This is a genomic window from Rhodococcus sp. P4_F3_2, from assembly GCF_056401335.1.
Genome location: NZ_JBFUJN010000045.1, coordinates 14668 through 29154, shown reverse-complemented (window position 1 = coordinate 29154; position 14487 = coordinate 14668). Strand labels below are relative to the sequence as shown.

The 14487-nt window shown below is 65.4% G+C and carries 11 protein-coding genes and 1 tRNA gene; 4 read left to right on the top strand and 8 right to left on the bottom strand.

The window, feature by feature from the left end; genetic code table 11:
• On the bottom strand, window positions 1-6643 hold a 6643-nt coding region (locus AC1DWA_RS29620; protein ID WP_477917397.1), incomplete at its 3' end, for a fatty acid synthase subunit beta domain-containing protein.
• 419 nt (window positions 6644-7062) lie between these two features.
• Between AC1DWA_RS29620 and AC1DWA_RS29615 the strand changes: the two genes are divergently transcribed.
• Together AC1DWA_RS29615 and AC1DWA_RS29610 are read left to right on the top strand one after the other, a co-directional pair.
• Window positions 7063-7779 (top strand): hypothetical protein, encoded by a 717-nt coding sequence (locus AC1DWA_RS29615; RefSeq protein ID WP_477847548.1) that lies wholly within the window; start codon window positions 7063-7065, stop codon window positions 7777-7779.
• A 73-nt stretch (window positions 7780-7852) separates the two neighbouring features.
• Window positions 7853-7934 (top strand) — tRNA-Leu (locus AC1DWA_RS29610).
• A gap of 57 nt (window positions 7935-7991) precedes the next feature.
• On the opposite strand, the gene AC1DWA_RS29605 is transcribed toward AC1DWA_RS29610, so the two are convergent.
• The gene (locus AC1DWA_RS29605) at window positions 7992-8711 is read right to left on the bottom strand and encodes an aspartate/glutamate racemase family protein (protein ID WP_477847546.1); all 720 of its coding nucleotides are present in this window, start codon (window positions 8709-8711) and stop codon (window positions 7992-7994) included.
• Window positions 8712-8895: 184 nt separating this feature from the next.
• Here AC1DWA_RS29605 and AC1DWA_RS29600 point away from each other — a divergent pair, with 184 nt between their 5' ends.
• Both AC1DWA_RS29600 and AC1DWA_RS29595 read left to right on the top strand, forming a co-directional pair.
• A complete protein-coding gene (locus AC1DWA_RS29600) occupies window positions 8896-9303 on the top strand; it encodes a hypothetical protein (protein WP_021333455.1) in 408 nt (135 codons plus the stop codon).
• Window positions 9300-9680: a DUF3817 domain-containing protein gene (locus AC1DWA_RS29595; protein WP_003945334.1), complete on the top strand. Its 381-nt coding sequence runs from the start codon at window positions 9300-9302 to the stop codon at window positions 9678-9680. Before AC1DWA_RS29600 ends, AC1DWA_RS29595 begins: the two co-directional genes overlap by 4 nt.
• Window positions 9681-9741: 61 nt before the next feature.
• On the opposite strand, the gene rdgB is transcribed toward AC1DWA_RS29595, so the two are convergent.
• The 6 genes from rdgB to aosR all read right to left on the bottom strand — a co-directional run bounded on the left by rdgB (window position 9742) and on the right by aosR (window position 14454).
• Window positions 9742-10350, bottom strand: coding sequence for an RdgB/HAM1 family non-canonical purine NTP pyrophosphatase (gene rdgB, locus AC1DWA_RS29590; RefSeq protein ID WP_477847543.1), 609 nt, complete (start codon window positions 10348-10350; stop codon window positions 9742-9744).
• Between the two features lie 3 nt (window positions 10351-10353).
• Window positions 10354-11139 carry a ribonuclease PH gene (gene rph / locus AC1DWA_RS29585; RefSeq protein ID WP_003945332.1) on the bottom strand — a complete coding sequence of 262 codons (786 nt, stop codon included), beginning with the start codon at window positions 11137-11139 and terminating at the stop codon, window positions 10354-10356.
• Between the two features lie 52 nt (window positions 11140-11191).
• Complete coding sequence (locus AC1DWA_RS29580; protein ID WP_477847583.1) at window positions 11192-11950, bottom strand: cyclic nucleotide-degrading phosphodiesterase; 759 nt, start codon at window positions 11948-11950, stop codon at window positions 11192-11194.
• Between the two features lie 97 nt (window positions 11951-12047).
• A complete protein-coding gene (locus AC1DWA_RS29575) occupies window positions 12048-12707 on the bottom strand; it encodes a rhomboid family intramembrane serine protease (RefSeq protein ID WP_020970033.1) in 660 nt (219 codons plus the stop codon).
• 92 nt (window positions 12708-12799) lie between these two features.
• Complete coding sequence (locus AC1DWA_RS29570; protein ID WP_477847540.1) at window positions 12800-13867, bottom strand: P1 family peptidase; 1068 nt, start codon at window positions 13865-13867, stop codon at window positions 12800-12802.
• A complete protein-coding gene (aosR, locus tag AC1DWA_RS29565; RefSeq protein ID WP_069147356.1) occupies window positions 13864-14454 on the bottom strand; it encodes an oxidative stress transcriptional regulator AosR in 591 nt (196 codons plus the stop codon). Before aosR ends, AC1DWA_RS29570 begins: the two co-directional genes overlap by 4 nt.
• Window positions 14455-14487 lie beyond the last annotated feature (33 nt).

Sequence of the window (14487 nt, the reverse complement as noted above, 5' to 3'; positions counted from 1 at the left end):
GTGCGTCGACGTCGGTGTACGACGCCATGTTCGCGGGAACCACCCAGAGGGCGGCACCGGCGCGAGCGTTCTCGCGGTACAGGTCGCGGTAGAAGCCGAGACGCTGACCGTCGAGTCGTGAGGTGGTCACGAATACCGTTGCGCCACCGGCAAGGAGCTTGCCCGTGACCGCTGCCGCGATGGAACCCTTGCTGGCGCCGGTCACTACTGCGACCTCGCCTGCCCACTCGGGTGCGTCGGATTCTGTCGTCACGGCCGCATCAGCGATGCGGGTGTAGACCTCGGCGACCGCGGTGCGGCCTTCGTCGGTTGCACGGGTGGCCCACCACTTCGCCTGTGCGGCGACGGTGGAACCGGCACCAATGAAGTTCTCGACCGACAACGCGGTGTCACCGAGCCAAATACGAGCGAGATCCTCACGCGCACTTGCCCAACGGTCGTCGAGCAGCACGGCTTTCTGTGCGTCGAATGCCGGAGCAACCAGACGCGGCCAGTCGGAGCCGAGTTCAGCCGAGACCAGGTCGACCAGTTCGGTGTCCTCGACCGTCGCGACTGCCGTTTCTTCGTTCAGTCCGAGCTGCTCGAGTACCAGGCGTGCAGCCGAGGCCAGAACGCCGTTGCGTCCGGTGATGTTCTCGGTGAACTCACCCAGGGCGGCTGCGTCGACGGTTCCGCCGCTTCCGCCGCCGGTAGCCGGCAACGAGACGCTGACTCCGCGTGCAGAGCCGACCGAGGCAACTGCGCTGTCGATGACTGCGTCGACCGCTGCGGCGTCGGCCAGTGCGCCGGAGCTCAGGCCACCGAGGTCGCCGCCGCGGATGCTGGCGCCGTCACGGGTGCCGAGAGCCACTGCTGCGGTGACGTGGTGCGCCCAGCCGTCGCCCAGTTCCCAGACCTTCTTGACGCGGTCGGCGATGTAGCCGGGACGCTTGCCCGAGGGGCCGAAGACCTTGCGCAGGTGATCGTTGATCGAATCGGAGAGCACCGGTCCGAACGGCTTGTACGTACGGGCGAGCTTGTCGACGGTTGCTCCCAAGGAGCCCATGTCGGCATCCGCGGCACCGTCGATGGCGCCGAGGGACAGCTCGGAGCCGAGGTCGACCAGAAGCTGGTTACGACGCGAGGAGACGCCGTCGCACAGTGCCTCGATCGTGTCGGCGGGGCCGACCTGATCGGGACGGAGCTTGGTCCACAGGCTGATCAGGACCTTCGTGGCGTCGGGCGCCTTGAAGGTGAGGTCGTCCGGACGCGGTCCACCCGAGGGTGCAGCCGGCGCAGCAGCTGCAACCGGAGCAGCGGCCGCGGCAACCGGTGCAGCCTGCGCAGCAGGCGCTTCGATCTCGTCGTCGTCATCGACGGCGGGGTCGACGTCGGTGCCGTAGACGATCGCAGCTTCGCGCTCGACGTTGAGAACCTCGACCGGGTAGCCGAAGCGGCCCGGCAGCTTGAGGGTCTGCGACGCGAGGTTTGCAACGGTCGGGGCAGCACCGAGACCGATCTCGACGAAGCGTTCGACCCCGAGTCCACCTTCGGACTCGTCACCGAAGAGCAGGTCCTGCGTCTCGATCCAACGGACCGGGCTGGCGAACTGCCAAGCCAGCAGCTCGATCAGGATGATGCGGGACAACTCGTGAGTGCGCGTTGCGTAGCTTTCGAAGTCTGCAAGGACTTCCTGCAGCGGCTCGGACGGCACCAGGTCGGCGATTTCCTGAACGAAGTCACGACGCAGCGAGAACGGCTTCGGAACCAGGTTCGGGATGTAGCGGCCGATCAGGATGTCCGGATCGATGTCGTGCGGGAGCAAGTCCTGCAGGCACACGCGGAAGTCCGCCACGCCGCCACGAAGGACGGTGGAGTGGAACGGCACGTCGATGCCGGGAACCTGGATGTATGCCCGCTTGCCACCGAATTCTGCTCGGCGACGATCGATTTCGACCTCGAGTGCGTCGAGACCGGCTACCGAACCGGCGATGGCGTACTGGCTGCCGCGCAGGTTCAGGTTGACGATTTCGAGGAACTCACCGGAGGTCTCGGCGACACCGGCGACGAAGCCCTGCACGTCGTCGTCGGAAACACCGATCTGCGACGGGCGAATAGCAGCCATGCGGTAGTCGGAGCGACCGGCTTCGTCACGGGGAACGAGCTGGTGCATGGCGGAGCCACGCTGGAAGACGACCTCGAGAAGTGCTTCGAGCGGGAAAACCTCGGCGACAGCAGCGAGTGCGTTGTACTCACCGACCGAGTGACCGGCCAGAAGGGAATCCTCGATGAATGTTCCGGACTCGCGCAGCTCGGCAACCTGGGCAACACCGAGAACGGCCATGGCCACCTGGGTGAACTGAGTCAGGTGCAGGACACCGTCAGGATGCTTGTGCTCGACACCGCGCGCCTTGACGGTCACCGGGTTGTCGCGCACGACAGCGAGAATCGAGAATCCGAGCGCCTTGCGGGTGTGCTTGTCCGCACGCTCCCAGACGTCGCGGGCGGCCTTGGAGCGTGCACGAGCGTCGAGGCCCATGCCCGGGCGCTGGATGCCCTGGCCGGGGAAGGCGTAGACGGTCTTCGGTGCGGCAGTGCGGCCGGTGGCGACCATCACCAGTTCGCCGTCGATGCGGCAGCCGACCTCGACGATTTCTGCGCCCTGGTCGATGCCGACACGGTCGACGCGGACGTCGATCTCGGCGCCGGGGCGAACCATCCCGAGGAAGCGGGCGGTCCAGGCGGTCAGGCGGCGCGGCGGGACGCGGGTCTCGGCCGGGTCGACTGCGGTGACTACCTGTTGCGCTGCGGCGGAGAGCCACATGCCGTGCACGATCGGGGTTCCGAGGCCGGCCAGCAGAGCGGCGTTGTCGGAGGTGTGAATCGGGTTGTGGTCACCGGAAACCTGAGCGAACGCACCCATGCTGACCGGCGCGAGGATCTTCGCGTCACGGCGACGACGACGCGAGGTGTCGACAGCCGCATCGCTGATCGATCCACCGGCGCGAGCCGGGTCGGCGAGTTCGCCAGCGCCCGTGCGTCCGCGGATCGCGAAACGCTCGGTCATGGTGACGACTGCGGGGGCGTCGAGGCCCTCGCCGAGCATGGCACCGACCTCGACCTTGACCTCGACGACGCGACCGAGGTCGGTGTCGAGAACCGAGGCGACCTCGGCATTGACCACGAGAATGCTTGTCTCGGAGGGAAGTTCACCGACGAAGTCGACGGTGTGGTCGAGGTGGACCAGGTCGAGCATGCCTTCGATAACGGAAAGACTGTCGAGCTTGGCTGCGCCGAGGACTGCGAACACTGCAGGCCAGCATGCTCCGACGACGACGTCCGGAACAGCCTTGCCGCTGACACTGAGCGTGGTGGGCAGGCCGGAACCGGTGACACCGGCGTGATCGGCGATGCGATCGGGAACCCACGCGACGTTGAGGCGGGCCTTTCCGTTCTTGACTGTCGGAAGTTCCTGTCCGGCAGCAACTGCCAGCAGCGCGGACATCGCACCCTCGGCGTCTGCCTCGGTGACAACCGGAGCGCCGCCGTCTACGACGGACTCGGGGATGGTGATCGTGATGTCGACCGACTTGTCTGCCACCAACGGAACCGAGAGCAGCACGTGCGAGGAATCGACGACGGTCAAGCTGGACCCCGTGGTGCCGTGAACTGCCTTGTCGGCAGACTCTGCGTTCCACTCGTCGAGGTCGCCGAGGCGACGGACGGGGTTCTGGGTCAGGCGGCCTGCCCACTGGAGGTCGGGAGCGGAGAGGACGGCGTCGAGAAGTCCGGGTGCGGAATCCTGGTGGCGACGGCTCGCGAGTGCGACCGGAGCGGTTCCGGCAGCAACCAATTCGTCGTAGGTCGCCTTCTCGAAGCGATCGAGCAGGTCACCGACCGGCTCGTCGACACGGGTGATGCCCGCGACGGCGACGGTGCCGGGGATGACACAAACCTGATCGGCGGTGTAGCGGGGATCGTGTGCCTGCCACAGGGAGTCGCTGCGCCACCAACGGCGAACGTCACCGTCGACGACGGGAACGAAGTTGACCGGCTTGCCCGGCGTCTTGCACAACGAGGTGAAGAACGAGACGTCTGCGGGATGCAGAACCGTCGTCGAGTAGTCCGGGTACGACGCCTGCAGTGCGCAGATCGCAGCCTCGGGGCGCTCGAGAGTCTCGGCGTCGCCGAACAGTGTGGGGATCGGGCCACGGTCGACCGGATGCAGACGCGCCTCGGTGCGCTGGAGCATCTCGCCGAAGCGAGCACGCCAGGTGATGTCGAGCCACGGGCTCGAGGTCGCCTCGACGATGGCGTCCTGAAGATCTGCGCCGCAATCGAATTCCTTCGCCGCGTCGATACCGACGGTCAGCTCGAGGTAGCGGCGCAGCCACTGTGCGTACGTCATGGACTCGACGTCGCCGAAGTACGGCTTGGCGGTGACGTCGAGGGCGGCGATGATCTCGTCGCGGCGCTCTGCCACTGCCTCGGAATCGCCGGCAACCTCGTCGAGGAGGCGTCCGGTGCGCGAAGCCGCGTTGTCGATCTCGTGAATGTCGGCACCGAGCTGGCTACGGCCAGAGGCCATTCCGCCTTCAGCGGTACCGGCACCGACCCAATCCGGTGTACCGGGCGTGTCGACGAGGAGCTGCTTGACCTCAGGAGAGGTGGTGGCCTCGAGAGTCGCCATGGCTGCAGTGCCGACCAGGATGCCGTCGACGGGCATAGCCGGGAAACCGGCTGCGGCAGACCAGCGACCGGTGAGGTAATCGGCTGCGCGCTCGGGGGTTCCGATGCCGCCGCCGACGCAGATGACCAGGTTCGGACGTGTACGCAGCTCGGCGTACGTGTCGAGGAGCAGGTCGTCGAGGTCTTCCCACGAGTGGTGTCCGCCGGCGCGGCCGCCTTCGATGTGGACGATGACCGGGAAGTTCGGAACCTCGTTGGCGATGCGGATCACGGAGCGGATCTGCGCCACGGTGCCGGGCTTGAACGCGATGTTGGTGATGCCGATCTCGGACAGCTCGTCGATGAGAGCAACGGCCTCTTCGAGTTCCGGGATACCGGCGGTGACGATGACGCCGTCGATGGGAGCGCCGGCAGTACGGGCACGCTGCACAAGGCGCTTGCCACCGAGCTGCAGCTTCCACAGGTACGGGTCGAGGAACAGGGAGTTGAACTGGACCGCACGGCCCGGCTCGAGCAGCATCTTCAGCTCTGCGACACGGTCTTCGAAGATTTCCTCGGTGACCTGTCCGCCACCGGCGAGCTCAGCCCAGTGACCGGCATTGGCTGCCGCGGCAACGATCTTGGCGTCGACCGTCGTCGGCGTCATGCCTGCGAGCAGGATGGGTGAACGACCGGTCAGCTTCGTGAACGCCGTCTCGACGCCGATGCGGCCACCGGGAAGCGAAACAGGCTTCGGCGCGAATTCGCTCCACGAACGTGAGACCTCAGGCGCAGCACCGGGGGTGAGCAGATTGCGGTGTCCGCCGCGGGTGGCGGCGGCGATGATGCCGATGCCCTGCCCACGCAGCGAAGAGGACGTCATACGGGTCAGCTGATCGCTGGGCCCGAGATCGAGAATCCACTTGGCGCCGGCGGAGATTGCGCCGTCGACAGCCTCGACCCAGTCGACCGGATCGACGAGGACACCCTGTGCAAGTTCACGCGCACGGTCGGCATCGAGACCGCAACGGGTTGCCCAGCTGCCGACAAGTTCGACGGCCTCGGCCAATGCTGGGTGATGGAAGCCGATTTCGGTGTCGAGAGGATCGAAGGACGGAGCGAAGACGGAACCGCCACGCTTCTTGCCCTCTCGCTCGCGAGCTTCTTCGGCTTCGATCTGCTCGCAACGCTCTTGCACGCGTGCCAGCTGAGCGGGCGGTCCGGCGAGAACGACGCGGCGACGGCCGTTGCGAATGGCGAGAACAGCCGCGCGTTCGGGGGCAACACCCTCGGCAAGCTCGGCGACGATGGCGGCGAGACGCTCGGGATCGACGCCCGAGACCGCAACCATCGGCTTCGCGGAGGCGCCGGCGATAACGCCGCGACGACGGCCGACCAAGCTGGCAGCAGCACCGACGAGCTGTGCGACGGCGAGAAGTTCACCGTCGTCGTTGCCCTGCGCGGCTACGGCAGCGGTGGCCAGCAGGCCCTGCGAGTGGCCGATGACGGCAGCAGGCGGGTTACCGGCTACATCCAGACCCTGAGCGGAGAGTGCACGCAACGCCGCAAGCTGCGTGAGGAAGACGCCGGGGAGTGACACCGGAGCTGCGGTGAGCGCGGCAGCGGAAGGCCCGGCCGACTTCTCACCTTCTTCTTCGTCGACGATCTCGGCTTCGAGCATCCACGCGATCGGATCGAATCCGACCGGGCGAACCACGAGGAGATCCTGCGCGACGGGCGCGAGGCGTGCTGCTGCGTCATTGACCAGATCGGTCAGAACGGGCTCCAGGCCGTTGTCACGGCTGAGCTCCTCGAGCGAGGTGAGCCAGGGAGCGCCCTGTCCACCGAAAGCGATTGCGTAGGAAACGCCGTTGTTCAGCGAATCGACGAGGGCACCTTTGCTGGTCGTGCGGGACTGTCCCCCATCGACGCCGAAACGGCGTCCACCCTTCGAGTCGCGTCCGTTTCCTGTAGGTGTCGTGTCATCGATCGTCACGCGTACGTCCTCTCCTGGTCACCTCTGCGGCGAGGTGGGATTTGCGGTGTGCTGCCCGGCTGAAGTGCTCGCGAATTCGTCGAGAGAATCGACGGAGTCAGGGCGTTCGTGCAAGACAAGGTTTACACAGAATCATGAGGATTTCCTCACGTTTGTCGGCACCCTGGAAATCTGGACTTTCGAGGCCGTGATCTTCCTCACGAGACTTCGAGAAAGTGACTCGCGAGTAGGTCGCGAACGCCCTGCCTGGGACTGTTACCGGGATTTTCAGAAACCTGAGGAACCCCTCATATTTATTGTTACCAATTCGTGACCTCCTTGACGGACGGTCGATCCCGTGCGTTCCGGGCCACCATCTGTCGGACCCCCTCGCTACGTTCAGCGCGTCCACACCGGACAACTTCTCGGGGGGAGAAATCATGAAAGACACAGACGTAGTCAGAGCGGCCGAATTCATCGGCGCCGAGCTTCCGCGCGAGGCGTGGCCGCATTGGAATCAGGGATGGCCGCGCGAGTCCGAAGCCGCCCTTCTCGATGCGATCTTCTCGTCGCGCGCCGCCTACGGAACACCGAAGACCGGAGTCCGCGCCGTCGTCGACCGTTGGCGCACACACCGCTCGGTAGCCGCAGGCGAACACCTCGACAGCTTGTCCGCTCTCGCTTCCTTCACCGACCGTGGCGACGAGCTCGCAACGATTCTCGGCAATCGCCAGCGCGTGCCGGGCAACTACTTCACCAAAGCCGAGGGTGCGGCTCGTGCGGCCAAAGCGCTCGCCGACGCCGGTTGCCGGTGCGGTGCCGACGTCGAGGACACCGAAGGCCTCCGTTCGGCAGTCGTCTCCGTTCCAGGCCTGGGCCCCAGGACCTTCGAGACGCTGGTGTTCCTGTCCGGGAAGTTGACGGCAACTTCGATAGATCTACTTGCACGGTTCGCCACCGAAGCAAGCAGTAGCGAGGAATTGTTGTCGAGCACCGACGCAGCCGAGTTGCTAGTTGCGGTCTCCGAACATCTCGACGTCGATGTTCGGACACTCACCCACGCTGCGTGGCGGTATCAACGCACGGCCGAGCAACCTCGCAGATCGAAGAAATCCACCATGCCGTCCGCAGCGGATCCACTCGCCGAAACGGCCTGAGAGCCGGCGGGCGCATCCCGACCAGGGTGGTGTGCCCACGAGCGATTCCACTCGCGTATCGTTTGAATTCCGCGCGCGAGTGGCGGAATTGGCAGACGCGCTGGATTTAGGTTCCAGTGTCTCAGGACGTGGGGGTTCAAGTCCCCCCTCGCGCACAACGAAAAGCCCCGCCGGATCAGATCCGGCGGGGCTTTTTCAGTTCTTGATCAGGCTCAGCGCTTTCGAGCCTTGACCGGCGGGGTCATGTACGTCGTCCGGCTCGGCGTCAGCCCCAGACGGACCGAGCTCTCCAACCACGTGATCGCCGACGCCGTCGGATCCACAACCGGAACGTGAATCCCTTTGCCATGCAGCCTGTCTCGGACCGCACTGGTCACACCGAGCATCCCGGTGCAACCGAGAACGACGGAATCGGCCTCGCCGCTCTCCACTGCCGCAGACGCCTGAGCGGCCAGTCGATCGATCAGTTCCTCCCGATCGGTGAGGCCCAGCACCGGCATGTCCACGACTCGAATACTGCCCAGCCGACTATCGAGCCCATACCGCCGAGTGAGCGATCGGAGCATCGGCACGACGTTCGGCAGGATGGTCACGACACCGACGCGATCGCCCAGACTCATCGCTGTCAGAAATGACGGCTCGAAGCCGCCGACCACCGGTGCGTCGATGATCTCTCGGGCGGCATGCACTCCGGGATCGGCGAAACACGTGATGAATACACCGTCGACGCCGTCGACTGCCGCCTCTTCGACCCGCTGCACGATCCCGGGGCCGGCCAGTGCCTCGTCGTACTCGGACTCGATGCTCGCCGTGCCAGAGAGCAGTGACACGACATCGACCGTCGTGCCGGGCGCCGCCCAGTGCTCCACCTCGTCTGTCACCGCCGGAGTCAGTGTGGGGTCGATGACCGGGCGAATCACTCTGATGTGCATGAAACACTCCCCTGCTTTCGGATACGCCCGAGGTTATCGATGCAGCACAGCTGGGAAAATGTGTTCAGTGCCTGGCGTTGCGGGTGAGGATGGGCATAGCGCACAGGTGCTGTGGAACGGCTTCTACGACACCGTGTCGGAGATCGCAGGGCGAGGCACTATAGCTCTCAGGTACCGTCTTAGTGTGTCCAAGAACGCTACTAAACGCCGACCTGCGCTGATTCTGCTGGTCATCGTGTCAGCTGCCGGCTGCCTCGCGCTCGGCTGGTGGCAGTGGGAGCGCTTCGAAGCCGTCGGAGGCTCGGGACAGAATCTCGGGTACGCGTTCCAGTGGCCGCTGTTCGCGGCGTTTGTCGTGTACGCGTATCGCAAGTTCGTTCAGCTCGAAGACGTGGACCCCGAAGAGGCCGAAGCCGAGGAAGCCGCCGCGGAGCCGCGTGAGATTCCCGCCGACCTCTTGCCGCAACGCCCGCAGGCCGAGTTCGACGATGTGAACCTCGACGTCGACGACCCTGAAGCCCGCCAAATGCTGGAATACAACGACTACCTTGCGCAGCTCGCCGCTCGCGAGTCCGATAGGAGCACGACGTGAGTACCGGTTCGGAAGCGAGCATCGCTACCCCCGCAGTCAACGCAGAAAAGCAGAAGAAGGTTGCGTCGGCGCTCGTCCGATACCGCGTTCTCGCCTGGATCACCGGCCTCTGGCTGCTGTTCCTGACCGGTGAGATGGTCTACAAGTACCTGATTCTCGACAATTCGGCGGACGCACCGTCGTGGTTGTTCTACATCGGTCAGATCCACGGCCTGTTCTACATGCTCTATCTCGTGTTCACGATCGACTTGGCGATCAAGGCCCGGTGGAAGCCCGGTACGACGGTTGCCACCGCGCTCGCCGGCACGATCCCGTTCCTGTCGTTCGTGTTCGAGCACAAGCGAACCGCCCAGGTGAAGCAGGCTTATCAGCTCTGAGAGTTTCGAAAAGTAGAGCCCTGAACGCGACGCGTTCAGGGCTCTACTTTTCGGATTCGGTTCAGCCGGCCAGTGCGGACAATGCCGGAACGAGCTGTACGAGCGCGCGCCCTCGATGTGACGCCGCATCCTTCTCGGCCGGGGTGAGTTCTGCGGCAGAGCGGGTGTCGCCGTCCGGACGGAAGATGGGGTCGTATCCGAAACCCCCGTCGCCGGCTGGTTCTCGGCCGATCACCCCGCGCCATTCGCCGCGCACGACAGTCTCGTCGCCGCCGGGGATCACCAGTGCACAGGCGGAGACGAATGCCGCGCCGCGCCGCTCGTCTGGCACGTCTCCCAGCTGAGCCAGGACAAGCGCCGTGTTGGCGCCGTCGTTTCCGTGAGTGCCCGACCATCGCGCGGACAGCACGCCGGGCATACCGTTGAGTGCATCGATCTCGACACCGGAATCATCTGCGATGCAAGGCATTCCGGTTGCCACCGCGCCGTCACGTGCCTTGGCGAGTGCATTCTCCTCGAACGTCGCCCCGGTCTCGGGGGCTTCGGGGAACGGCGGCACCTCGTCGAGCCCGACCAGTTCGATTCCGTTCACTCCAGCGGCGTCGAGCACCCGGTGAAGTTCCTTCAGTTTCTTGGCATTTCGGCTGGCAACCAGTACTCGTACGCTCACAGCTCAGGCACCGAACTTCTTTTTGGGTTCCGGATTCTTCGGTTCGGGTAGCACCCCGGGATACGGCTCGGCCAACGCTTGACGCTGGATCTCGAAAAGTTGCTCACAACCAGCCAGAGCGGAGTCGAGCAGCTTGTCCAGCGTCGAGCGTGGGAACGTGGCGCCCTCACCGGTTCCCTGGATTTCCACCAGCGTGCCGGTATCGGTGGCCACGACATTCATGTCGACCTCGGCGCGCGAATCCTCTTCGTACGGAAGATCGAGGCGCACTCGTCCGTCCACGACGCCGACGCTGACGGCCGCTATGCCACACGAGATGGGCTGAGGGTCGGAGAGCAGGTCGGCTGCGCGCAGGTACGTCACGGCGTCGACCAGGGCCACGTACGCCCCCGTCACTGCCGCGGTGCGGGTACCGCCGTCGGCCTGGAGAACATCACAGTCCAGGGCGATGGTGTTCTCGCCGATCGCGGCGAGATCGATGCAGGCCCGAAGTGATCGGCCGATGAGTCGACTGATCTCCTGCGTACGGCCGCCGACCTTGCCCTTGACCGATTCGCGGCCACTGCGTGTGTGCGTGGCGGCGGGAAGCATCGCGTATTCGGCTGTCAGCCAACCCAAGCCGGAGCCCTTGCGCCAGCGGGGTACACCCTCTTCGACGCTGGCCGTGCACATGACGCGAGTGTTCCCGAACTCGACCAGAACGGATCCGGCCGGATGACTGGTGAACCCGCGGGTGATCTTGACCGTGCGGAGCTCGTCGTCCGCCCTACCGTCTTCTCGTGTAGTCACCTTCGTGAGCCTAGCGGTCGCCCGGTCGGCACTGCATCGAATGTGAGGGGAATCAGATGTCGTAGACGCTTCCGGCGGAGGCGGCATGGACTGGTCCGGAGAATTCGGATTTCGCTTCGGCGATCACGTCTTCGCGGGAGGTCCACGGCGGGATGTGCGTGAGGAGAAGTTCCTTGACGCCGGCGAGGGCAGCCACACGGCCGGCTTCCTTACCGGAGAGGTGAACTCCCTCGGGGCGATCCGGACTGTCGGTCCACGAAGCTTCGGAGAGCAACACGTCCGCTCCACGGGCGAGTTCGACGACGTTGTCACACATACCCGTGTCACCGGTGTAGACGAGCACGCGGCCGTCGGCGCCGGTGATCCGGAAACCGTAAGCCTCGGGAGGATGATTCATCCGACGGGCGACGACGCTCAGTTCTCCGAACCTCACCGGCTCGTTCTCGGCCCAGAGCCGGACGTCGATGGTGTCGGAGATGTCATCCATCTCGCCGGCGCACTCGGCGGAGGACACTCCGATGCGGCAGGCCGTGTCGGTGGGGCCGTAAACCAGAGCCCGCCCGACCGGCGGGTTGGGGTGATAGCGACGCCAGACGAGCAGGCCGGGCATGTCGAGACAGTGGTCCGCATGAAGGTGCGAAAGCAGGATCGTCACCTCGCCCGGATCGGCGTATCGCTGCAACGCCCCAAGAACTCCCGGGCCGAAGTCGATCACGAGCGGCGGAGTTCCCGGTGCCGTGAGCAGGTATCCCGAAGCCGGTGAATCCGGACCCGTGACGCTGCCGGAACACCCCAGGACGGTCATGCGCATACCGGTCATGCTGCCACGTCTACCCGTCTGGAAAAAAGCTCTTGGTGGTTTTGGCGCGTCGAAGTCACACCGCAGCGAGGGTGTGACCCACGTCCGTTCAGAAACTCGGTGGTCGGACGGCCGGCGCCGACCCTGCGCGCTTGGCCCTCTCCCCCGACGTCAGCGCCCAGGCTGCCACCACGCCGCCGATCGCTCCGAACAGATGTCCTTGCCAGGAAACCCGTGGATCGCTCGGGAGAACGCCCCACAGCACTCCGCCGTACACGACGAAGACGGCAACGCCGATCAGGATCTGTGTGAAACTCCGCGTGAAGAACCCGCGCACCAGCAGGTAGGTGACCCAGCCGAAGATCAGCACGGACGCACCGACGTGATTCGAGTTCGAGCCGGCGAACAACCAGGTCCCGACACCGCCGATCACCCAGATGATGCCGGTCGCCGCGAGTCCGCGCGCAATTCCCGACACCAGCACGAGGAACCCGAGGATCAGGACCGGAATGGTGTTGGCAATCAGGTGAGCCCAGTCGTCGTGCAGGACCGGGGCGAACAGGATTCCCCACAGGCCGTCGAGCGTGCGCGGGGTGACGCCGGCGTTCTGGACGTTCTGACCGGAGATGACATCCACGATCTCGATCACGTAGAGCAGGATCGCGAAGCCGCCCACCAACACGGCCGACTGCTTCCACACCGAGGGCGGACCGGATTTCGGTGCCGGCGTCCGGGTGCCGAAGTCCGGATTGTTGAAATCCATCGTCATCGTGTGCGTCCTCCACGGTCGATCCGGTTTTCTGATTCGGTCACTCGCGACCAGGCTCAATTCGAGATTACCGCCGATTCCAGGAGTGCTGCCTAGAGAAATGCCGACGGAAAGAGCTCGAGGTAGCTCGGGATTCCGGCTACCGACGTGGCGTCGAGAATCGCTGTGACGATCGCACGTTCGACAACCTGCGCCGAAGCCGCGCACACCGCGTCGAGTATCGGCAGATCGTTCGGGAAAGCGGCCGGAACTGCGATCTCCGAATTCGGAGTGTGATCGCCGGTGGCGAGCGCAAAGATCGTGTCGCCGTCGAGTGGCGAATGCGCGGGCCGAATCGCACGAGCCAGACCGTCATGCCCTGCGACGGCGACGCGTCGGCACCCGGCTTTTGTCAAGGCGGCGTCAGTGGCGACCACACCGATCGTGGTGTTGAGGACTGTTCCCTTGGCTGCAACGGCGTTGGCCGCCGCGAGTTCGGACGCGTCGGGAAGCCTGAGCCCGAACGACTCCGCCCCGTCCGAGCCGACGCCCCACGGCAAGCCTGTTCTCGGATCGAAGACCGAACCCACCGGGTTCGCCACGATCAACGCGGAGACCGTCGTACCCTCGGCCGGGCCGTCGGCGATCACGACGCTGGCCGTTCCCACCCCACCCTTGAGCGCTCCGGCTCTGGCACCTACCCCGGCGCCGACCGTGCCCGTGGCGAATTCGCGCGAAGCGGTGTCGGCAGCGAGGAATCCGAAGTCTCCGGTCGGACGAACGGTCCAGTCCCCCACCGGCAGATCGAAGATCACGGCGCCGGGCACGATCGGTACCACCTGACCAGGAGCACCCATCGCGATCCCGCGATCGTGTTCCTCGAGCCAGCGCATCACTCCATCGACCGCGGCAAGTCCGTAGGCACTCCCGCCGGTCAACAGCACGGCATTGACCTGCTGGACCGAATGGCTCGGGTCGAGTAGGTCGGTCTCGCGGGTACCCGGACCGCCGCCGCGGACGTCGACTCCGGCAACCACACCGGCCGACGCGAGCACGACCGTGCACCCGGTGGCTGCGCCGCTTCCGAGAGTGGCTCCCTCGTCGAGCTTGTGGTGATGACCGACAGCGAGGCCGGCGACATCTGTCAGTGAATCAGTGGGCCCGGTCCGCGTCGTGGTCATGGCATGAGCGCCTGGACGAGGGAGTCCTGCATCCACGTCAACCAGTGATAGACGTCGAGATGCGGGGCGCGCGGGTCGTCGGGTTCGAGGCTCTCCGGGGTGTCGGCGTCGATGCCGAGATTGGTTCCGAGCGCGAGACGGACGTCGTTGAGCGAGGACAGCCACGCATCGGCCTGTTCCTGCGTGAGAACGACCTTGCCGCCGGCCTCCGGAAGCGAAGCCAACAACATGCGAGCGGACTCGCGCTTGGCGTCGATGATCTCGGGTTCGTGCAAACTGCGCAGCGCGCCGTTGACATTGGCGCCGGCGTCGTCGAGATCGTCACTGTCCGGAGCGACCTTGTCCGGATCGGTGCGCTGGAAGTCGGGAAGCAAACGCGCCAACACCGGATTGTCGGGCGTCTCCGAATTTCCGGTACGAAGACCCGTCAGCGCGGCGAGCTCGTCTTGCGGCGCCGAAGACGCGCGCTCGTCGAGAAGCCCGGATACCGACTCCACGAGCGAGCGCAGAACCGCCGCCTCGTGGCCGTCCATCTCGGACTTGAACTTCACTCCGCCGAGTGAACTCTTCCTACTCCACGTCCGCACGCGTCGGACTCCCGTCTACGAGTTAGGCGAACA